At 69.6% G+C, this 20,832-nt stretch carries 15 protein-coding genes and 1 riboswitch; of the genes, 10 read left to right on the top strand and 5 right to left on the bottom strand.

Features of this window, described 5'->3' with window-relative positions; translation table 11 throughout:
• Position 1: 1 nt before the first annotated feature.
• Complete coding sequence (gene glyA / locus AB5L97_RS06005) at positions 2–1,294, bottom strand: serine hydroxymethyltransferase (protein WP_369046872.1); 1,293 nt, start codon at positions 1,292–1,294, stop codon at positions 2–4.
• Positions 1,295–1,394: 100 nt separating this feature from the next.
• Positions 1,395–1,481, bottom strand: a riboswitch (ZMP/ZTP riboswitch).
• An 80-nt stretch (positions 1,482–1,561) separates the two neighbouring features.
• Between glyA and AB5L97_RS06000 the strand changes: the two genes are divergently transcribed.
• Both AB5L97_RS06000 and purU read left to right on the top strand, forming a co-directional pair.
• Positions 1,562–2,650 carry an NAD(P)-binding domain-containing protein gene (locus AB5L97_RS06000; protein ID WP_369046871.1) on the top strand — a complete coding sequence of 363 codons (1,089 nt, stop codon included), beginning with the start codon at positions 1,562–1,564 and terminating at the stop codon, positions 2,648–2,650.
• Between the two features lie 57 nt (positions 2,651–2,707).
• Positions 2,708–3,556 carry a formyltetrahydrofolate deformylase gene (purU, locus tag AB5L97_RS05995; protein WP_369046870.1) on the top strand — a complete coding sequence of 283 codons (849 nt, stop codon included), beginning with the start codon at positions 2,708–2,710 and terminating at the stop codon, positions 3,554–3,556.
• A 390-nt stretch (positions 3,557–3,946) separates the two neighbouring features.
• Here purU and AB5L97_RS05990 read toward each other — a convergent pair whose 3' ends face one another.
• Positions 3,947–4,468, bottom strand: a complete 522-nt coding sequence (locus AB5L97_RS05990; RefSeq protein ID WP_369046869.1) for a gamma carbonic anhydrase family protein — start codon at positions 4,466–4,468, stop codon at positions 3,947–3,949.
• Positions 4,469–4,565: 97 nt separating this feature from the next.
• Between AB5L97_RS05990 and AB5L97_RS05985 the strand changes: the two genes are divergently transcribed.
• From AB5L97_RS05985 to AB5L97_RS05965, 5 genes are all read left to right on the top strand, one after another.
• Positions 4,566–5,759, top strand: coding sequence for an ROK family transcriptional regulator (locus AB5L97_RS05985; RefSeq protein ID WP_307957111.1), 1,194 nt, complete (start codon positions 4,566–4,568; stop codon positions 5,757–5,759).
• A gap of 158 nt (positions 5,760–5,917) precedes the next feature.
• Positions 5,918–7,462, top strand: coding sequence for a multiple monosaccharide ABC transporter ATP-binding protein (gene mmsA / locus AB5L97_RS05980; protein WP_369046868.1), 1,545 nt, complete (start codon positions 5,918–5,920; stop codon positions 7,460–7,462).
• Between the two features lie 18 nt (positions 7,463–7,480).
• On the top strand, positions 7,481–8,749 hold the full coding sequence (mmsB, locus tag AB5L97_RS05975) for a multiple monosaccharide ABC transporter permease (protein ID WP_307957109.1): 1,269 nt from the start codon (positions 7,481–7,483) through the stop codon (positions 8,747–8,749).
• Positions 8,750–8,835: 86 nt separating this feature from the next.
• Complete coding sequence (locus AB5L97_RS05970) at positions 8,836–9,933, top strand: substrate-binding domain-containing protein (protein WP_369046867.1); 1,098 nt, start codon at positions 8,836–8,838, stop codon at positions 9,931–9,933.
• 133 nt (positions 9,934–10,066) lie between these two features.
• Entirely contained in the window at positions 10,067–11,797 is a 1,731-nt protein-coding gene (locus tag AB5L97_RS05965) for a hypothetical protein (RefSeq protein WP_369046866.1), read from the top strand.
• An 85-nt stretch (positions 11,798–11,882) separates the two neighbouring features.
• On the opposite strand, the gene AB5L97_RS05960 is transcribed toward AB5L97_RS05965, so the two are convergent.
• Complete coding sequence (locus tag AB5L97_RS05960; protein ID WP_369046865.1) at positions 11,883–13,823, bottom strand: heavy metal translocating P-type ATPase; 1,941 nt, start codon at positions 13,821–13,823, stop codon at positions 11,883–11,885.
• Between the two features lie 54 nt (positions 13,824–13,877).
• On the opposite strand from AB5L97_RS05960, the gene AB5L97_RS05955 reads away from it, so the two are divergent.
• From AB5L97_RS05955 to AB5L97_RS05945, 3 genes are all read left to right on the top strand, one after another.
• Positions 13,878–14,951 (top strand): Gfo/Idh/MocA family protein, encoded by a 1,074-nt coding sequence (locus tag AB5L97_RS05955; RefSeq protein WP_369046864.1) that lies wholly within the window; start codon positions 13,878–13,880, stop codon positions 14,949–14,951.
• A 100-nt stretch (positions 14,952–15,051) separates the two neighbouring features.
• A complete protein-coding gene (locus AB5L97_RS05950; protein WP_369046863.1) occupies positions 15,052–16,017 on the top strand; it encodes a hypothetical protein in 966 nt (321 codons plus the stop codon).
• An 80-nt stretch (positions 16,018–16,097) separates the two neighbouring features.
• Positions 16,098–17,552 carry a hypothetical protein gene (locus tag AB5L97_RS05945; RefSeq protein ID WP_369046862.1) on the top strand — a complete coding sequence of 485 codons (1,455 nt, stop codon included), beginning with the start codon at positions 16,098–16,100 and terminating at the stop codon, positions 17,550–17,552.
• A gap of 480 nt (positions 17,553–18,032) precedes the next feature.
• Here AB5L97_RS05945 and AB5L97_RS05940 read toward each other — a convergent pair whose 3' ends face one another.
• Positions 18,033–19,670, bottom strand: a complete 1,638-nt coding sequence (locus AB5L97_RS05940) for an inositol monophosphatase family protein (protein WP_369046861.1) — start codon at positions 19,668–19,670, stop codon at positions 18,033–18,035.
• Positions 19,667–20,824 (bottom strand): ABC transporter ATP-binding protein, encoded by a 1,158-nt coding sequence (locus AB5L97_RS05935; protein WP_369046860.1) that lies wholly within the window; start codon positions 20,822–20,824, stop codon positions 19,667–19,669. The genes AB5L97_RS05940 and AB5L97_RS05935 overlap by 4 nt, the downstream gene beginning before the upstream one ends.
• Positions 20,825–20,832: the final 8 nt, after the last annotated feature.

The raw sequence follows: 20,832 nt of genomic DNA, 5'->3' as shown, positions 1-20,832 counted from the left end.
GTCACCATGCCTCGTGGCCCGGGTACAGGGGGAAGTCTTCAGCGAGCCTGTCCACGCGGGCGCGGAGCGCGGCGAGATCAGCGCCGCCCTTGAGCGCCGTCGCGATGATGTCCGCGACCTCCGTGAACTCGACCGCGCCGAAGCCGCGTGTCGCAAGGGCAGGGGTGCCGATGCGCAGGCCCGAGGTGACCATCGGGGGCCTGGGGTCGAACGGGACGGCGTTGCGGTTCACCGTGATACCCACCTCGTGGAGGAGGTCCTCGGCCTGCTGGCCGTCAAGCTTGGAGTCGCGCAGGTCCACGAGGACGAGGTGGACATCGGTGCCGCCCGTGAGGACGGACACCCCGGCGTCGGCCACATCCTTTGCGTTGAGGCGCTCCGCGATGATCTTCGCGCCGTCGAGGACGCGCTGCTGGCGCTCGGCGAACTCGTCGGAGCCCGCGATCTTGAACGCCACGGCCTTCGCGGCGATGACGTGCATGAGCGGGCCGCCCTGCTGGCCGGGGAACACGTTGGAGTTGATCTTCTTGCCGTACTCCTCCTTGGCCAGGATCACGCCCGAGCGAGGTCCGGCAAGGGTCTTGTGCACGGTGGAGGTCACGACATGCGAGTGGGGAACCGGCGACGGGTGGAGGCCGGCCGCGACGAGGCCCGCGAAGTGGGCCATGTCGGTCCAGAGCAAGGCGCCGACCTCATCGGCGATCGAGCGGAACGCCTCGAAGTCGAGGTGGCGCGGGTACGCGGACCAGCCTGCGATGATGACCTGCGGACGCTCGGCGAGGGCCTGTTCGCGCAGCTTGTCCATGTCGACGCGGAAGGTGTCCTGTTCGACCTGGTACGCGGCGACCTGGTACAGCTTCCCGGAGAAGTTCAGCTTCATGCCGTGCGTGAGGTGCCCGCCGTGGGCGAGCGAGAGGCCAAGGATCTTGTCGCCCGGCGTGATCATCGCGGACAGCGCGGCAGCGTTGGCCTGCGCGCCCGAGTGCGGCTGGACATTGGCGTACTCGGCATCGAAGAGGGCCTTGACGCGCTCGATCGCAAGGTTCTCGGCCACGTCGACGTACTCGCAGCCACCGTAGTAGCGCTTGCCGGGGTAGCCCTCGGCGTACTTGTTGGTCAGGACTGAACCCTGCGCCTCCATGACGGAGCGGGGCGCGAAGTTCTCGCTGGCGATCATTTCGAGCGTGTTGCGCTGGCGTCCGAGCTCCTGCTCGAGGACGGCGGCGATCTCCGGATCGACCTCGCTCAGCGGGAGGTTGCTGACGGCGGACACGGTAGGAGTGGCGGGAGTCACGGAATCTCCTGGGGTCGTTGGCTGGGAGGCTACTGGTCAGGCTACCGGCCCCAAGCGCTGCCCGGTACTGCGTGGCAGAGCATGAAGGCACGGCTTCTCGACCCTCGGCCCAGGCGTACGATCCGCGGTGTCCCCTGTGCGCCGCTCCCCGGTGGTGACCCACCCAACGCCAGTTGCGACGTGTCGAGTCTAACCCGGAGCCGGGGAATCCCCGGAACTGTCCGGGCGTTGGATAAAGCAGTTGACACGTCAGACAAAGGAGATGCGGTGGAGACCCTCAAGGCCGTGGTGATCGGTGCCGGGCAGGCTGGCCTCAGCGCTGCGCACTGGCTGGGCCGCCGCGGGCTCACGCCGTGGGAGGACTACGTGGTCCTCGATGCCAACGAGGGCCCCGGCGGAGCGTGGCGGCATCGTTGGGACTCCCTGACCTTCGACGCCGCGCACGGCCTCCACCCCCTCCCCGGCCTCCCGCTCGAGGCTCCGGACCCCAAGGAGCCGGCCTCCGCCGTCGTGCGCCGCTACTACGGTGAGTACGAGCGCGAGTTCGCTCTCCCGGTGGTCCGACCGGTGCGCGTCGCGTCGGTCGGGACGACGGACGACGGCGACCGCTTCCTCGTGCGCGCGGCCGACGGTCGCGCGTGGCTCACCGACACGGTCATCAGCGCGACGGGAACGTGGGACACGCCGTACTGGCCCCACTACCCCGGCCGGGAGGCGTTCCGCGGCCGGCAGCTCCACACCCACGACTTCGTCTCCGCCGAGGAGTTCACCCACCAGCGCATCCTCGTGGTGGGCGGCGGGACGAGCGCCCTGCAGTTCCTCCTCCAACTCCACGACGCCGGCGCCGAGACGGTGTGGTCGACGAGGCGTACGCCGCAGTGGACCGAGGAAGCGTTCGATGCTGACTGGGGCGTCGACGTCGAGCGCCGCGTCAACGAGCGGACGCGCGCCGGCCTCCCTCCGCTGTCCGTCTCCGCCGCGACGGGGCTGCCGCTGGCCGAGCAGTACCTCGCCGGAATCCGCTCGGGGGTGCTCGTCTCGCGCGGTCCGCTCGCCCGCATCACCCCCACGGGGGCCGTCCTGGCCGACGGCACCGAGCTCGAACTCGACGCGATCCTGTGGGCCACCGGCTTCCGTGCCTCGCTCGGGCACCTCGCGCCCCTGCACGTGCGGGAGCCGGGCGGCGGCGTCCTCATGGCCGACGACGGCGTCAGCGTCGTGCGCGAACCTCGCCTGTTCCTGGTCGGCTACGGGGCGAGCGCCTCGACCGTCGGGGCCACCCGCGCCGGGCGCGCCGCGGCGATCGCCGCGGTCCGCAGCCTGCAGCGCGAGGAGGCCGGCGCCGTCGTGCGCTGAAGCCCGCGACGAACCCTGAGCTGAGCCGCGCGTGGGCGGCTCGGTACGCTTGACCCCGTGCAACGGAACACCTTCATCGTGACCCTCTCCTGCCCTGACCGGCCCGGCATTGTGTACGCCGTCTCGGGAGCGCTGCTCGAGGCCGGCTGCAACATCGCCGAGTCGCGCCAGTACGAGAGCCCCGACACGGGGACCTTCTTCATGCGCGTCGAGGTCGAGACGGAGTCCGAGCGGCCCGCGCTCGAGGCTGCGCTCGCGCCAGTCGCCGAGGCGTTCTCGATGCGGCTCGGACTCTTCAACGGCGGCGAGCCGGTGCGCACCCTCATCATGTGCTCCAAGGACGGCCGTACCCTCAACGACCTGCTGTTCCAGCAGCGCGCGGGCACCCTTCCCATCGAGGTGCCGGTGGTCGTCTCCAACCACAGGGACCTCGCGCCGATGGCCGAGTTCTACGGGGTGCCGTTCGTGCATCTGCCCGTCACGTCAGCGACAAAGGCCGAGGCGGAGGCGCGGCTCCTTGCCCTGGTCGAGGAGCATGGGGTTGAGCTCGTGGTGCTCGCACGGTACATGCAGATCCTGTCCGACGATTTGTGCCGGGCACTCGAGGGCCGCGCGATCAACATCCACCACTCGTTCCTGCCCTCGTTCAAGGGAGCCAAGCCGTACCATCAGGCGCATGCACGCGGCGTCAAGATCATCGGGGCCACCGCGCACTACGTCACGGCGGACCTGGACGAGGGACCCATCATCGAGCAGGAGGTCATCCGGGTGGATCACTCTCGGACTCCGGAGCACTTCGTCCAGCTGGGCCGCGACGTCGAGGGCCGCACCCTGAGCCGCGCCGTGCAGTGGCACGCCGAGCACCGGGTGCTCCTCGATGGGCACCGGACGGTCGTCTTCCCCTAGCAGTTGGGCGTTCGCGCCGAAGTCACCCCGTGTGGCGCCCAAGTCACCCCGTGTGGCGCCCAAGTCACCCCGTGTGGCGCCGAAGTCACCCCATCTGGCACCCAAATCACCCCGTCTGGCGCCGAAGTCACCCGGCCCGGCACCCCGTCCAGGACAGCCCGTGCTGGCGCTTGTTCCATCGGGCCGGGCGGACGACGGCGTGTGGCCACGTCGGTGCCATGGCCGCCTGAAGCGACCGATCGCCGTCGTGTGCTACTCGCGACCCGATATCGGCGGCACACCGGGTGACCTCGCGCTCACACCCGGTGACCTCGGCCGCACACGCGATGACCTCGGCCGCACACCCGGTGACCTCGGCCCCACACGGGGTGACCTCGGCGGCATGGTGAGTCAGCGGGGATTGGCCTGCCGGTGGGCACGGGCGAGGTCCACGTAATGCGAGGCATTGCGGTAGAGGCTCGCGACCTCGTCGTCCGTGAGTTCACGTCGCACCTTGGCCGGCACCCCGGCCACGAGGGAGCGAGGAGGCACCTGCGTCCCCTCAAGCACGACGGCGCCGGCCGCGACGAGGGACTCGGCTCCGATCACGGCTCCATTCATGATGGTCGCGCTCATGCCCACGAGGACGTTGTCCCCCACCGTGCATCCGTGCACGACGGCGTTGTGGCCAACTGAAACGCCAGCCCCCACCGTGCAGGGGAAGCCTGCATCCGCGTGCAGGACCACGTTGTCCTGGAGGTTGCTGCCGGCGCCGACGGTGATCGTCGCGGTGTCCGCGCGGACCGAGACGCCGTAGAAGGCACTCGACCGCTCGGCCAGATGCGCGTCGCCGATGATCGACGCGGTCGGCGCCACGAACGCGCTCGGATGGATGTCCGGGGCCACGCCCCCGAACTCGATGACTAGGCTCATGCGCCCAGACTAGTGGCCAGTAGGTAAACGGGGCCCGAAGTCCTCGGTTGCGTTAATTTCTTGACGACAAGCCGTGGGCGGGTAGAAGCTGTAGGGCATGGTCTCCACCCTGCGCTCGATGACGAGCGGCGCCGGCAATCCGGGCTCCCAGTCTGCTCTCCGCAAGCTCAACGAGCAGCGTATCGTGGAGGCCCTCATGGCCGGGCCCGCCACCCAGGCTGAGCTGTCCCGGCACACCGGGCTCTCCACGGCGACCGTCTCCAACATCGTCAAGGTCCTTCACGATGCCAGCGTGGTCGCGACCGAGCCGACGACGAGCTCGGGCCGGCGCGCCCTGAGGGTGCGGCTCAACAGCAACTCGGCGGTCGCCGTCGGCATAGACTTCGGACGCCGGCACCTCCGCGTAGTCCTGGCCAATCTCGCCTACGAGGTGCTCGCCGAGGAGAGCATGAGCCTGCCGCTCGGGCATCAGGCCGACGTGAGCATCACGGCCGCCGTCGACGTCCTCGACCGCCTCATCGCGGAGACCGGCGTGCGCCGCGAGGACATCGTCGGAGTCGGGGCCGGGATCCCCGGGCCGATCGACCACCGGACGGGAACCGTGGTCCAGGGCGCGATCCTCCCGGAATGGGTCGGATTCCAGATCCTCTCCCACCTCGAGGAACGGCTCAGACTCCCGGTTTTCGTAGACAATGACGCCAATCTCGGCGCTCTGAGCGAGATCACGTGGGGCCCGCACAATGGGGTCTCGAACCTCATGTTCGTCAAGATCGGCTCGGGGATCGGAGCCGGCCTCATCCTCGACGGCGCGCTGTTCTACGGGCACGTCGGGGTCACCGGCGAGATCGGCCACATGACCATCTCCGAGCACGGGCTCATGTGCCGCTGCGGCAACCGCGGCTGCCTCGAGACGGTATCCTCGACCACCACGATGTCCGAGCTCCTGAGCCGCGGTGAACCTGAGCCCCTCACCCCCGACGACATCGTGCACCGCGCCCTCGGGGGCTCGCCCGCCGCACTGAGGGTGCTCGACGACGCCGGGCTGGCGACCGGCCGCGCGCTCGGCGCCGTGGCCAATCTGATCAATCCCGAGGTGATCGTCATCGGTGGCCCTCTGGCCGAGCTCGGGGAGCTGCTCCTCGAGCCGATCCGGCGCGGGCTCCTGCGCCATGCCGTGCCGCTCATCGGCGAGACGACGACCGTCGCGATGTCGGCACTCGGCGCCCGCGCGGAGGTCCTCGGCGCCGCCGCGCTCGTGTTCCAGAACGCGGACATCGCACGCCATACCTGAGGCGGAATGGTGACCCGGAAGACAACGATCCGGGTATAGATTGCGTTAAAGCCTTGACGACAAGCCCCGAAGGCTTGTTTACTTTCTACTCAGACGGCGCCGCTCCAAGGCCGCCGGACAATGAAGTTCGTGTTTGATGACCAGGAGGCCAGCGGCACATGGAGCCGAACGAACCTGTGATCCTCGAGATGCGGTCCATCACCAAGGAATTCCCCGGGGTGAAGGCGCTCTCGAATGTGACCCTGAAGGTGAAGGCCGGCGAGATCCACGCGATCTGCGGCGAGAACGGCGCGGGCAAGTCCACGCTCATGAAAGTCCTCTCGGGTGTCTACCCCTACGGGAGCTACTCGGGCGACATCGTCTACCAGTCCCAGACGCAGGAGTTCAAGGACATCCGGGCAAGCGAGGCGGCCGGGATCGTGATCATCCACCAGGAGCTCGCGCTCATCCCCGAGCTGTCCATCATGGAGAACATCTTCCTGGGCAACGAGCCGGCCAAGCGGGGAGTGATCGACTGGAAGGAAGCGCGCAAGCGCTCCATCGAGCTGCTCGCCCGGGTGGGCCTCAAGGACGATCCGGACACGCAGGTCAAGGAGATCGGCGTCGGCAAGCAGCAGCTCGTGGAGATCGCGAAGGCGTTGAACAAGTCGGTCAAGCTCCTCATCCTCGACGAGCCCACTGCCGCGCTGAACGAGGCGGACTCGCAGCATCTGCTCGACCTCATCGTGGGCCTCAAGGGCCGCGGCGTCACGAGCATCATGATCTCCCACAAGCTCAACGAGATCGAGCAGATCGCGGACGAGATCACGATCATCCGCGACGGCAAGTCGATCGAGACCCTCAACGTCAAGCGCGACGGCGTCGACGAGGACAGGATCATCAAGGGCATGGTCGGCCGCACGCTCGAGTCCCGCTTCCCCGACCACACCCCCACGATCGGCGAGGTCCTCTTCGAGGCTAGGAACTGGACCGTCCAGCACCCCGTCATCGCGGACCGCCTCGTCTGCAAGGGCTCCAACTTCTTTGTCCGCAAGGGCGAGATCGTCGGGTTCGCCGGGCTCATGGGCGCCGGCCGCACGGAGCTCGCCCGCAGCATCTTCGGCCATTCCTACGGCAAGTTCCTCGGCGGCCAGACCTTCATGCACGGCAAGGAGGTCAAGATGCACACCGTCGCCCAGGCCATCGACACCGGGCTGGGCTACGTGACCGAGGACCGCAAGACCCTGGGCCTGAACCTGCTGGACGACATCAAGACGACCACCGTCTCGGCAGCGCTGAAGAAGATCACCCGCGGCCTCGTCGTCGACCGCAACCAGGAGTACAAGGTCGCGGAAGAGTACCGGAAGTCGCTGCGGACCAAGACGCCGAACGTCGACGAGGGGGTCGCCAAGCTCTCGGGCGGCAACCAGCAGAAGGTGGTCCTGGCCAAGTGGATGTTCACCGATCCCGAGCTGCTCATCCTCGACGAGCCCACCCGCGGCATCGACGTCGGAGCGAAGTACGAGATCTACGGGATCATCCAGCGCCTCGCGAGCCAGGGCAAGGGCGTGATCGTCATCTCGTCCGAGCTCCCCGAGCTGCTGGGGCTCTCCGACCGCATCTACACGATCTTCGAGGGCGCGATCACCGGCGTCCTGACCAAGGAAGAGGCCACGCAGGAGAGCCTCATGAAGCTCATGACCCAGGCCCGCAAGGCAGCCTGAGAGAACGAAGGACCAATCATGGACGCCCTCAAGAAGCTCTTCGGCGGCAACACCCGCCAATTCGGGATGATCTTCGCCCTCGTGGCCCTGATCGTCCTGTTCCAGATCCTCACCGGCGGGCTCACGCTCACCCCGGACAACGTCATCAACCTCTTCAACGGCAACTCGTACATCCTCATCCTCGCGATCGGCATGGTCCTCGTGATCATCGCGGGCCACATCGACCTCTCCGTCGGCTCGATCGCCGCGGCCGTGGGCATCATCGTGGCCATCACGATGCGCGACTGGCACCTGCCCACGTGGGTCGGGATCGTCCTTGGCCTCGCGATCGGCGCGCTCATCGGCGCGTGGCAGGGCTTCTGGGTGGCCTACGTCGGGATCCCCGCCTTCATCGTCACGCTCGCCGGCATGCTCATCTTCCGCGGTGTGAACCAGTTCATCGGCCAGTCCAACACGGTCCCCGTCCCGACGGACTTCCAGTACATCGGCGCCGGTTACCTGCCCGAGATCGGCCCGAAGCTCGGGTACAACAACCTGACGCTCCTCCTCGGGCTCATCGGGGCCGCGGCCGTCATCTGGTTCGAGGTGCGCGGCCGCCGCCAGGCCAAGGAGCTCGGCGCCGAGGTCCCCGAGCTGTGGGTGAGCATCACGAAGCTCGTGCTCATCTGCGCGGCCATCCTCTACGCGACGTACCTCTTCGCCACAGGCCGCACCGGCACCTCCTTCCCGGTCCCGGGCATCATCCTCGGCGTCCTCGTGCTCATCTACGGCTTCATCTCCGCCAAGACAGTCGTCGGCCGCCACATCTACGCCGTCGGCGGCAACCGGCACGCGGCCGAGCTCTCCGGCGTGCAGTCCAAGAAGGTCAACTTCCTCGTCATGATGAACATGGCAATCCTCGCGGCCCTCGCCGGCATGGTCTTCGTGGCCCGCTCCACCGCCTCCGGCCCGTTCGACGGCACCGGCTGGGAGCTCGACGCAATCGCGGCCGTGTTCATCGGCGGCGCGGCAGTCACCGGCGGCGTCGGCACCGTGATCGGCTCGATCGTTGGAGGCCTCGTCATGGCCGTGCTCAACAACGGACTGCAGCTCCTGGGCATCGGCGCGGACCGCACCGCCATCATCAAGGGCCTCGTACTCCTCGCGGCAGTCGCCTTCGACGTCTACAACAAGTCCCAGGGCAAGCGCTCGATCATCGGCCTCCTCCTGCGCAACAGCTCCAGGAGCGAGCCCTCCCGCCCGGACGAGACCACCAAGACCAGCGAAGTCCTCGCCAAGGAAAGCTGACGACGGCGGCGGCCACGCGCCGTCGCCCATCACCACCCCCGATTTCCCCACAGGAAACCAGAGAAGAACCACAGAAAGCGAACACCATGCGAAAGTTTGGCAAGGCAGGAAAGGCAGCAGCCATTGCTGCGATCGCAGCACTGGCGCTGACCGCCTGCGGTCGCTCGGACAGCGGATCAAGCGGCTCGAGCAGCGGCGCTGCCGGGTTCGCGCAGAACTCCGAGATCGGCGTCGCGCTCCCGCAGAAGACGTCGGAGAACTGGGTCCTCGCCGAGGGCCTCTTCAACGACGGGCTCAAGGGCGCCGGCTTCACCGCGGACGTCCAGTTCGCGAACGGCGGCGTCTCCGAGCAGCAGAACCAGATCTCCGCGATGGTCACGAAGGGCGCCAAGGTCATCATCGTCGGCGCCATCGACGGATCGCAGCTCGGCACCCAGCTCGCCCAGGCGAAGCAGGCAGGCGCCACGGTGATCGCGTACGACCGCCTGCTCCTGAACACCCCGAACGTGGACTACTACGTGGCGTACGACAACTTCAAGGTCGGCGTGCTCCAGGGCCAGGCGCTCCTGGACGGCATGAAGGCCAAGAAGGCCACGGGCCCTTACAACGTCGAGCTCTTCGCCGGCTCCCCGGACGACGCCAATGCGAAGGTGTTCTTCAACGGCGCCATGAGCGTCCTGCAGCCGAAGATCGACGACGGCACACTCAACGTCGTCTCGGGTCAGAAGTCCTTCGACCAGGCCGTGACCCAGGGCTGGAAGGCTGAGAACGCCCAGAAGCGCATGGACACCCTCCTCGCGTCGAGCTACAACGCGAAGACGCTCGACGGCGTGCTCTCCCCGAACGACACCCTTGCCCGCGCCATCATCACCTCGGTGAAGAGCGCTGGCAAGCCGATCCCGGTCGTGACGGGCCAGGATTCCGAGGTCGAGTCGGTCAAGTCGATCATGGCGGGCGAGCAGTACTCGACCATCAACAAGGACACGCGCAACCTCGTGAACAAGGCGATCGACATGGTCAAGAAGCTCCAGGCTGGCCAGACGCCGGACGTCAACGACGACAAGTCATACAACAACGGCACCAAGGTCGTCCCCGCGTTCCTGCTCCCGCCGGTCATCGTCACGAAGGCGAACGCCAAGGACGCCTACGCGAACGATCCGACGCTGAGCAAGCTCACCCAGTAGGACCCTGCACCGAACCACCACGCCAGCCGTCGCCTCTTCCGGAGGCGGCGGCTGGCGTCTTTACAGCCCCAATCCTGCGGACGGACACTGTCACTGCTCTTGGCCCCCGTCAGACCTATCGATTGGACCGGAAATGAAAGCTCGTCGTGCTCTCGCCGTTGTCGCCTTGGTCGGAACCCTGTCGTTGAGCGCCGGATTCGTCAGCAGCGCCCAGGCAGTCAACCCGAGTCTGGACGTGAAGGCCCACGGCCACCTCGACAACGGCAAGGCCCTTCCCCACGTCTCCGGCGGCACGGAGGTGACCTTCGACGAGGAGCGGGCGCTGGGTGCCGATGCGCAGTCTGCGGCGTCCTCCGACCTTCCTCCCGACGCGGCCGTGTCCGCGCTCGGCTGCGCGAACCGGGGCTCCCCCACGAACCGCAGGGTGAACCAGGACTGCACCGCGCGCCGGCAGGCCGAGGAGCAGGTGGCCGTCAACCCCCTCGACCCCACCAACGTCATCGTGGGTCAGAACGACAGCCGCATCGGCTTCAACCACTGCGGCTTCGACTACTCACTGGACCAGGGGGCCACGTTCGGCGACGGGCTCCCTCCGTTCTTCCAGCACCTGAATCCCGGCACGGGCCACACCTACGACGCCGCGAGCGACCCAAACGTGACTTTCAACGGAGCGGGTGTCGCCTGGTACTCCTGCGTGGTCTTCGACGTCAACAGCAACGCCACAGGGCTCCTCGCTGTCCCGTCCACCGCGGCGCTCAAGGGATCGGCCTACGCGAACGTGGGCGCGGGCGCCTCGAAGTTCGTCGTCGCCGAGGCCAACGACGGCCACACCTTCTACGACAAGCAGTTCATGGCTGGCGACCCGCGTACCGGTCAGAAAAGCGTCTACGTCACCTTCACGGTGTTCAACTCCGACCAGAAGTGCTCCACGGGCAACAACCCCGGCGCCTACTGCAGCTCCGAGATCTTCTACTCGAAGTGGGACGCCACGAGCCAGAGGTGGTCCCCGATCGCGAACGTCAGCGGATCCTCCCCCCTGTGCACCGGCGGCAACACATTCGACAAGAAGGCTGCCGCAGATGCGTGCAACTTCGATCAGGGCAGCATGCCTGTGGTCGACCCGAGCGACGGAAGCGTCTTCGTCGTGTGGAGCAACGGCAACACGCCGACCGCGCTCAACCAGCAGCTCGGCCGTCGCATCAACACGGACGGCACGATGGGCCCGGTTGTGAAGGTCGGCCAGGATGATGAGAGCCATGTGGCGCTCTGCGACTTCGGCCGAGGCCCGGAGGAGTGCGTGAAGTCGCTCAACGTGAGGACCAACGACTACCCGGCAGTCGCGGTCGATCCCACGAACCCCAACCACCTCGTCGCGGTCTGGCAGGACAGTCGTCATGCCGCGGACGCGAGCGGGACGTACAACGTCGTGGTCTCGGACAGCACCAACGGCGGCCGGACGTGGACCGACGCGGCGGGCGGGGGCACAGTCCTCGACGGCGTCACCGGGGCAGCACTGTCCCAGCCGTCCGTAGCCGTCACCCGGACGGGCACGACGGCGGTCAGCTTCTACAACGCCAACCCCTACAGCGCCACAGCCGTCGGCGGCGGCACGTTCGGCTACGGGCTGCGCGCCCGCGCGGCGGGTGCCACCAGCTTCTCCGCCTACCGCAGCGTCAGCGACGGTCAGGCGTACCCGAGCCCGCAGGCCAACGCGAGCCAGAGGGGCTTCCTCGGGGACTACTCGAGCATCGCGGCCTCGACGGCGCCCGGCTCGAACCTCGTGCACGCGGTCTGGGCAGACACGCGCAACAGCGGCGCGGCCGGTCCCGACGAGGACGTATTCCTGGCGACGATCACGCCGTAGCCCCGCTCCGCACTGACGACGGCGGCCGTCCCCTCGCCGGGGCGGCCGCCGTCGCGCTGCACTCGCCGCGCTGCGACAGGACCGGTCAGGGCAGCCTGACGGGATGGCTGGTGGCTTCCACGGACACGCGCACGGCCGGGCGGCCCCCGCGGACCGCCCTCAGCGCATTGAGGATGGTCGCGAGGTCCACGGCCTCCTGGAGGAGCGCGCCGGCAACCGCGGGCAGCACACCGGTCAGCGCCACGATCATGAGCCCCACGCTGAGCGCAATGCCCAGCCAGATCGACTGGAGGGCAACGCGGACGGTGTGCTGGGAGATCTCGACGGCGGTCGCCGTCCGCGAGATGTCGTCGACGAGGACAACGGCGTCGGCGGACTCGCTCGCAGCCGTCGAGCCGCGCGCACCCATCGCGATGCCGACATCCGCGGCCGCGAGGACCGGAGCGTCGTTGACGCCGTCGCCGACCATGAGCACGGGCCGAGGCGCCGCCGCCCGCACGATCTCGACCTTGTCCAGCGGCAGCAGCTCGGGCCGCACATCAGAGACCCCCAGCTGGTCGGCGATGCTGCGGGCGGTCCGAGCGCCGTCGCCCGTGAGCATGACCGTGTGCCGCGCACCGAGCTCGGCGAGCCTGGCGAGGGTCGCCTTCGCTTCGGGGCGGGGCAAGTCGCGAAGCACGACGACGCCCGCGAACGCCCGGTCCACTGCCACGTAGACGGCGAGCTCCCCCGGCTCGAGCGGCGGCTCTGCGATCTCGCGCCCGGTCTCAGCGCCCACGAACGCGCGCTTGCCCACGAGGACCCGCTGGTCCTCGAGCTGTGCAAGCACGCCGTTCGTTGCGGCCTCCTCGGCGCCAGACCCTGGAATCAGCTCGGCACCCTGGGCGACGGCCGCCTCGACGATGGATGAGGCGAGCGCGTGAGTGGAGTACTGCTCAGCCGAGGCCGTGAGCGCTAGGAGCTCCGCGGCGTCGAACCCGCGCTCGGGGCGGACTGAGACGAGCTCGGGACGACCACGGGTGAGCGTTCCCGTCTTGTCGAACGCGGCGGTCTTGACCCGCGAGAGCAGCTCGAGGACGGCGCCACCCTTGACGATCACCCCGTTCTTCGCCGCGCGGCTCATGCCGCCCATGAACGCCACGGGGGCTGCGATGAGCAGCGGGCAAGGGGTCGCGACGACGAGCACCTCGGCGAACCGCCGTGGGTCGCCGGAGAGCCACCAGCCCACGGCTGCGAGCGCGAGCGAGAAGGCTGTGAACGGGACGGCATACCGGTCGGCGAGGCGCACCACCGGGGCGCGGCTAGCGGAAGCCTCGCGCACGAGAGCCACGATCTGGGAGAACTGGCTGTCCGCGGCCGTCGCGCTCGCACGGAGCAGCGCCGCCGTCGTGCTGTTGACCGAGCCGGAGAGGACCTTCTCCCCCGCCTCGCGATCCACGGGGAGGCTCTCCCCAGTGAGCGAGGACTCGTCGAACGAGGCCGCCCCAGATTCCAGCACGCCGTCAACAGGGACCACCTCGGAGGGACGGACCACGAGGAGGTCACCGGGGGCCACATCCTCGAGCGGCACGTCCTCCACGGTGCCGTCCGCGAGGCGTCGGTGTGCGGTGCGCGGCACCCGGTCCAGAAGAGCCGTGAGCTCCCGCTTCGCGCGCCCCGCGGCGTAGTCCTCAAGCGCCTCACCGCCCGAGAGCATGAGCACGATGATCACCGCAGCGACGTACTCCCCTACGAGCAGGGTCGCGACGATCGCCGTGACAGCGAGGAGGTCGAGTCCCCAATGCCCCCGAAGGATCTCCCGCACCATTCCCACGAACGTCCAGGCCGCCACGCCTCCCGCGAAGATGCTGGCCACGAGCTGCGCGGCCTCGCCCTGCCCGATCCCGGCCAGGAGCAGCGAGAGCGCGAGGACGATGATGGCGGCGATGACGAGCGGATAGGCGCGCACGAGACGGAGGATCCCCATGGTCCGATCCTGCCCGTCCTGCCACGCGCCGTCCAGCGAGGGCAGGCTCGCCTCACGCAACCCTCCGTTCCTCGCATCGGCATGGTGTCGCCAGGGGCGTGGAAGGATGGGCGCATGACGCGTCACATCCAGCGCCCGTGGCTCTCACTGCAGCCGTCCGATGACCCGCTCGAGCCGACGGGCCGCACGGTCCGCTGGGGCGTCGTGGCGACGGGCGGCATCGCCCGGACCGTGACGCGCGACCTGTCCCTCCTGCCCGATGCCTCCCTGCATGCTGTGAGCTCGAGGCACCACGAGACCGCCCTCGCCTTCGCCCGCGAATTCGGTGCGGCCCACACGTACGCCGATCAGGGGGCGACTCCGGGGTACGCGCAGCTGGTGCAGGACCCTGATATCGACGTCGTCTACGTCGCCACTCCGCACGGACAGCACTTCGAGGTGGCGAAGGCAGCGCTCGAGGCCGGGAAGAACGTGCTCGTCGAGAAGGCCTTTACCGTCAACGCCCATGAGGCGCAGGCGCTCGTGGACCTCGCCTCGGCGCGGGGCCTCTTCCTCATGGAGGCCGTGTGGAGCAGGTTCGTGCCGGGCATGCTCAGGGCGCTGGACATCATCGAATCTGGCGATCTTGGCGAGATCCAATGGGTCTCCGCTGATCTGGGCTTCCCGGCGCCCAAGGACCCGCAGAGCCGCATCTGGGACGTGTCCGCAGGCGGCGGGGCGCTGCTGGACCTGACCGTGTATCCGCTCCTGTGGGCCGTGGGTGCGCTCGGCTTCCCCGACTCCCTGACGGCCGTCGGGAGCCTCAACGAGGATGGCGTGGACGAGCAGAATGCCCTCACCCTCTCGTACAGCGGCGGGCAGCTCGCGACCCTCATCTCCTCGTTCGTCGCCCACGGGCCCCGAACCGCCACGGTGGCCGGCACCGAGGGAGTCCTCACGAGCGTCGGCAGCATCAACAACCCCACGGAGCTCGTGGTGCGCCGCGGATGGGACCCGGCGCGGACCGAGACGATTGACGTAGTGGGCCGGGGCTACGTGTACGAGCTGCGGGAGGTGGTGCGCTGCATCCAGCAGGGCGTCGTCGAGAGCCCCACCATGCCATGGAAGCACACAGTGGACACGATGCGCCTCTTCGACGGCGTGCGGCGGCAGCTCGGCATCCGCTACCCGAACGACGAAATCCACTGACAAAGTCCTCCAGCTCTGGACCCGAACTCGGAGCGCGCCTAGCATGAGGCTTGAACAGCCCGCCGCGGGGCGGCGGCTTGCCTTGGGGAGGAGGGAACCCATGCGCATTGGTGGACGCTGGCGCGCACGCGCCCTCACCGTTGCCCGCCACGCGGCCGCGGCCGCTGGCCTCGGAGCCGCTTGGATTCTCCTTTCGGGCGCCCCAGCGAACGCCGCCATTCCCTCCCCAGGAGACCTCGTGGGCGGCATCGTTGCGCCCGCACCCTCGGCCACCGCCTCAGGACCCATGAGCTCGGTACCTGCCACGACGGCGGCGCTCGCCTCGGATCCGGGCGGCACCCTCGCGGGCCTCACGGGCACGACGACGTCGACGGCCACCTCGCTTGCCGGGGCCGCGCCCACGGCCGTGGCGCCACTCACCGGTGGACCGGCCTCACCCCTCGCGCCAGTGATCACGCCCGTCGTGGAGGGCACCACGAGCTTGGCCGTAGAAGCGGTGGGAGCTGTCGGAGGCACGGTGGGCTCGGTTGCCCAAGGAACAGGGGACGCGCTCGCCCCAGTCGCACAGCCCGTGGGTCAAGTCCTCGAGACCACGACCGCTCCGGCGCCCGCGCGGCCGGTTCCCGGCCTAGCCGACATCTTCATGGACACTGCACCAGCGGCATCCACGCCTCTTGACCACCCCGGCGGAGACTCACCCGCCGGGGAGCCGATGAGGCAGGACCCGCTCGCGGGCGAAGCTGGGCTGTCCGCGGCCGCAACCGCACGCCCCACTCCCCCGGCAATGGCCGGTGCCTTTGTCCTCGATGGCGCCGCGATGGTCGCTTCAGGCACGGGCAGCGGGTGGCCGGACCTTCCCCGGGATCCCGTCATTGCGCCAGCCCCTGCTCCCACCTCGGGTGAGAGCTCGCCCTCCGGTGCGGGAGGCGGCTCCGGTGCCGCCACCGCCTTGGGCGCGAGCGCTTTCTCGCTCATGCTCCTGAGCCGCGCAGGCGGCCGACTGGGCCACGCGGCCACGCGCCTACCGGCCTCGCCCTCGTTCGATCCCGGGTCGACTCCCGACTAGGAGGGGACAGGTCTGCCCTTGCGCAGACACTCGTTCCCCGGCGCCACAGGCGCCCCCATCACCTCGTCAGGAGAAGAACCATGCACATCTATGTGCGCCGAGCCATGCTCGGAACTCTGGTCGCGGGAGGCCTGCTGGGCCTCGGCCACGCCGCCGCAACTGCGGCCACGACCCCAACCGATCCGCAGTCCGGCGTGATCGTCACCCCGGTAACCGTCAGCTCACTGACCGCCACGACAGATCCCGTCCTCACCCTCACCGCACCCACCACGAGCACTGGCACGGGCGCGGTGACCAGCCCCGGCTCAACCCCGGCAACCGGCGTGGTCGGCGGGTCCACAGGCGCACTCAGCGCCGCCACCAACCCCGCCGTCACCCTCACCGCACCCACCACGCTCACCACGAGCACTGGCACGGGCACGGGGACCGGCCAGGTCGGCGGATCCACAGGCGCACTCAGCGCCGCCACCGACCCCGCCGTCACCCTCACCGCACCCACCACGAGCACTGGCACGGGCGCGGTGACCAGCCCCGGCTCAACCCCGGCAACCGGCGTGGTCGGCGGGTCCACAGGCGCACTCAGCGCAGCCACCGACCCCGCCGTCACCCTCACCGCACCCACCACGCTCACCACGAGCACTGGCACGGGCACGGGGACCGGCCAGGTCGGCGGATCCACAGGCGCACTCAGCGCCGCCACCGACCCCGCCGTCACCCTCACCGCACCCACCACGCTCACCACGAGCACTGGCACCGGCACAGGGACCGGCCAGGTCGGCGGATCCACAGGCGCACTCAGCGCAGCCACCGACCCCGCCGTCACCCTCACCGCACCCACCACGCTCACCACGAGCACTGGCACCGGCACAGGGACCGGCCAGGTCGGCGGGTCCACAGGCGCACTCAGCGCAGCCACCGACCCCGCCGTCACCCTCACCGCACCCACCACGCTCACCACGAGCACTGGCACCGGCACGGGGACCGGCCTGGTTGGCGGCGTCGACGTCGCGACGAACCCGAAGGTGTGCCTCGCGCTGCCGCTTTCCGCGGGCTTCGGCGGACCAGCCGCGATGGTTGCGGGCGACTGCGGCACGACCGGCACTCGTGGCGCCTCGGGTACACCGGGCTCCTCGGGTACACCCGGCACCTCGGGCATGCCCAGCACCTCAGGGATGCCCCGTGCAGCCAGCGCGCCCGGCACTGACGGCGCTCGTGCTGTCTTCGTCGTCTACGTGACACTCGCCCCCGGCGGCAACGCAGGCACGTCTGCAGTGGCTCGACCTCTGGCTGCCTCGTGGACGCCAGCGGCTACGCAGACTCAGGCGTACGCTGCGTCGCAAGCGCAGGCACCGACCCAAGGCGGCGCGGCACCAGAAGCCTGCCTTGCGTCGCTCTCGCAGGAAACGAGCGGCACCATGACGCTCACGTTCACCCTGCTGCTGGCAGCCCTGACCCTGAGCCTCGGCCTCGGAGCCGGCCTCGGGACGGGGTTGGCCCTGAGCCGTCGTCGCGCAAGGGTGTCCGCGACGGCGTAGACCCGTCCGCTGACGGCCAGAAGCTGGCCTATCGCCGCGCGCCGTACGTGAAGGGCTGGGGCTCCATGAACGGCACACGGCTTGCGGCCTGACGAATGGCTGTCACGGGCGTGTGACGGGGACCCGTTGCTTCCAGGCAACGGGTCCCCTGAGCCCACCCTGCTGCGGGGTGGTCCCGACGACTGGGCGCTCGAGTCGTCCGGAGGATCCGCTCATTGCCCCGTAAAGCGTTCCCGGGGCGGGCTCCGGTGAGAGCGACCGTGGCCAGCTACGCGGAGGGACGGGTCCCCATCCGCGCCGGCCAGCGGATGCGGGGGATCAAGGACCTTGACGGTCGTGAGGAACACCCGGCCGGCCGCGAGGGTCATGCCTTGAGGATGGTGGGTCGCGAACGGCAGCTAGACGCGGCGGACAAGTTCGAAGCGCGTGCGCCGCGTCCAGGTGGCGACCTCCGCGGAGACGCTCCCGTCCCGCGGTGGGTCAGTCCACACGTGCGGGCTCGAGATCGGCGCGCAATGCCGCAGTCCATGCCTCGTGCAGCTCGGCAGCATGCTCGGGCCGCGCCGCGAGGACGCCTCCGGACTCTGGCCACGCCGTCGGGCGGCCATCCTCGTCGAGGACGACCCCTCCGGCCTCGCGCACGATGAGGACCGCGGCCAGATGGTCGATCGGGCTGAACCGCGCCACGACGCCGCCGGCGCCACGCCCCACGGCAACCCCTGCGAGCGAGAGCGTCCCGGAGCCCATGACACGCACCGTGCAGAACCGCCGGGACATTTCGTCAAGGAACGCGGCGAAGCCCGGCCATGGCAGGTGGCCCAGGAGCTCAGTGGCGACCACGGTGCCAGCGAGGCCCACCACAGCGTCCCCCGGCAACGCGACGTCGTGCATCCCCGCCCCGTCGGAGAGGTCGAGGCGGTCGCCGTCGGCTTCGGCGCCGTAGCCGGCGACGGCTGCGAGGACGTTCCCGCGCCATATGTCGGCTACTACGGCGACGAGCGGCTCGTGGTCGATGGCGAGGGCGAGTGAGAAGGCGGTCCAGGGCATGCCGTTGGCGAGGTTCGCGGTCCCGTCGACCGGGTCGACGTACCAGCATGGGACACCCGGCGCCGGGGTGCCGCCGAGTTCTTCGCCGACCACGAGGTGGCCGGGGAGACGGGCGGCGATGACCTGGCGGACGTGCTGCTCGACCGCGAGGTCCACCTCGGTGACGTGGTCGGCGGGGTTGGCCTTGGTCGAGATGACGCCGAGGTTGGCTTGGCGGGTGTGCTCGATGGCCCAGAGGGCCAGCTCGTGGGCCACGGCGGCTGCCGCCGCGAGCTCAGCGCTGGCCAGGTGTCTGGGATGAGGCGCGGCTTCCCAGGCGGCGCGGCCTTCGGCGATGACGGTCCGGAGGACGGAGAGGCGGTTGGTGGTGACGGCGTCGGCGCCGAGGGCTAGTGCCCAGCGCATGCCGTCCTCGGTGTCCACGGTCCAGCACGCCGCGAGTGCGCCGGCGGTGTGGGCGGCGTCGACGAGCGTCTGGCTGAGGACGGCGTAGTCGGAGTTGACGGCGTGCGGGCGCAGCCGTGCAAGGAGCTCGGCCGGCGGCAGGTCGCGGCGGTTCCAGGGGAGCCACACGCTCGCGTCCGTGTCGAGGCCACGCACGATCGTCATGGCCTCGAGGTTCCCGCACCAGGCGACGCGGGCGGGTTCGGTGCCCGCTGCGCGGGCGTCCTGGGCATGACTGCGGACGACGGCGACGCTCGCCTGGGCGGGGCCGGGCTCGTCCATGTCGATGAGCAGCACCGAGCCGGTGCCCGCGACGAGGTCGAGGGCGTCGGAGAGGAGCGGGATGCGGTGGTCCTTGCCTTCGCCCCGGCCGAGGGCCGCGACGTCCGCCCAGTCCACGTCCCCGATGTCCCGCGGGTCCTCCCACATCCGCTCGAGGGTGGGGTCGTGGAGGAGCACTGCGTAGCCGTCGCGGGTGAGCCGGACGTCGACCTCGACGAAGTCCGCGCCGGCTTCGACGGCCGCCCGGACGGCGGCGAGGGTGTTCTCGCGGTGCTGCTCCACGTCTCCGCGGTGCGCGGTCACCAGCGGCGCGGCGGCCGTCGTGGGCGACGTTGCGTCGTTCACGCGCCGTCCCCCGTGGTGGCCAGCTTGCCGTCTTCGAAGGTGAGCCATTTGGTGATCCGGGCGTGGCCCTGTGTCCCGACTGGGGGCGGGTTGCCTGTGACGTAGCTGCGCAGGCTCGCGTCGTCGCGGGTGAGGTGGACCTCGGCGAAGTGCCCGCGGGGGACGACGCGGTGGACTGTGGCGGGGATCCCCTCGCCGCCGGTGCTGTGCTTGGCGGCGTCGGGGCCGTCGGGGGTGAAGAGGACGTCTTCGGGGCGGATGCCGACCACGCCGGTGCCGGGGACGATGCGGCCGTCCTGGAGGCGGCCCTGGAGGCGGTTGAGGCTGCCGATGAAGGTCGCGACGAACTCGGTGGCGGGGGTGCTGTAGAGCTGGGCGGGGGTGCTGAACTGCTCGATCCGGCCGGCGTTCATGACCGCGATCCGGTCCGACATCGACATCGCCTCCTCCTGGTCGTGGGTGACGATCAGGGTCGTGATGCCCAGGCGCTGCTGGATCTCGCGGATGTCCTCGCGGACCTTCACGCGCAGCTTCGCGTCCAGGTTGGACAGCGGCTCGTCCAGGAGGAGGAGCTCGGGCTCCTGGACGAGCGCGCGGGCCAGGGCGGTGCGCTGCTGCTCCCCGCCGGAGATCCGCGCGGGCCGCGAGTCCCGGTGGTGCAGGAGGTTCACCAGGGCCAGGGCCGCGTCGACGCGTTCGGCGATCTCTGCTCTGGGCCGCTTGCGGAGCCTGAGCGGGAAGGCGACGTTCTTCGCGACGGTCATGTGGGGCCAGAGGGCGTAGTTCTGGAAGACCATGGCGCTGGGGCGCTGCTCGGGGCCGAGGTGGACGACCTCGCGGCCGCCGACCTTGATGGATCCCGCATCGGGGGCCAGGAAGCCCGCGATCATGCGCAGGGTGGTGGTCTTGCCGCACCCGGAGGGGCCGAGCAGGGAGACGAGCTCGCCCGGCTGGACGCTCATGTCAAGGCTGTCGATGATGGTCCGCCCGCCCAGGGCCTTGTGCAGGCCGGTGATGTCGAGCCCGCCCCTGACCTCGAGTCCGCCCCGCCCGGGCCCGGCTGTGCTGGGCGTCCCCGACTCGGCTGTGCTGGGCGTGTCGGGGTCGGGTGTGGTGGGGGTGGCGGGGGTGGTGGGGGTCGTGTTGGTGGTCATGGGTGCCT

The sequence above is a fragment of the Sinomonas sp. P10A9 genome, from assembly GCF_041022165.1.
Taxonomy (GTDB): Bacteria; Actinomycetota; Actinomycetes; order Actinomycetales; family Micrococcaceae; genus Sinomonas; species Sinomonas puerhi.
Note: the sequence above shows the minus strand (reverse complement) of the source record. Positions and strands in the feature narration are given on the sequence as shown.

Excerpts from the sequence above, each read along its gene's own strand:
- AB5L97_RS05990 (WP_369046869.1), bottom strand. The coding sequence starts at position 4,468 with ATGAGCCTAGTCATCGAGTTCGGGGGCGTGGCCCCGGACATCCATCCG.
- AB5L97_RS05985 (WP_307957111.1), top strand. The coding sequence starts at position 4,566 with ATGGTCTCCACCCTGCGCTCGATGACGAGCGGCGCCGGCAATCCGGGC.
- mmsA (WP_369046868.1), top strand. The coding sequence starts at position 5,918 with ATGGAGCCGAACGAACCTGTGATCCTCGAGATGCGGTCCATCACCAAG.
- mmsB (WP_307957109.1), top strand. The coding sequence starts at position 7,481 with ATGGACGCCCTCAAGAAGCTCTTCGGCGGCAACACCCGCCAATTCGGG.
- AB5L97_RS05970 (WP_369046867.1), top strand. The coding sequence starts at position 8,836 with ATGCGAAAGTTTGGCAAGGCAGGAAAGGCAGCAGCCATTGCTGCGATC.
- AB5L97_RS05965 (WP_369046866.1), top strand. The coding sequence starts at position 10,067 with ATGAAAGCTCGTCGTGCTCTCGCCGTTGTCGCCTTGGTCGGAACCCTG.
- AB5L97_RS05955 (WP_369046864.1), top strand. The coding sequence starts at position 13,878 with ATGACGCGTCACATCCAGCGCCCGTGGCTCTCACTGCAGCCGTCCGAT.
- AB5L97_RS05950 (WP_369046863.1), top strand. The coding sequence starts at position 15,052 with ATGCGCATTGGTGGACGCTGGCGCGCACGCGCCCTCACCGTTGCCCGC.
- AB5L97_RS05945 (WP_369046862.1), top strand. The coding sequence starts at position 16,098 with ATGCACATCTATGTGCGCCGAGCCATGCTCGGAACTCTGGTCGCGGGA.
- AB5L97_RS05935 (WP_369046860.1), bottom strand. The coding sequence starts at position 20,824 with ATGACCACCAACACGACCCCCACCACCCCCGCCACCCCCACCACACCC.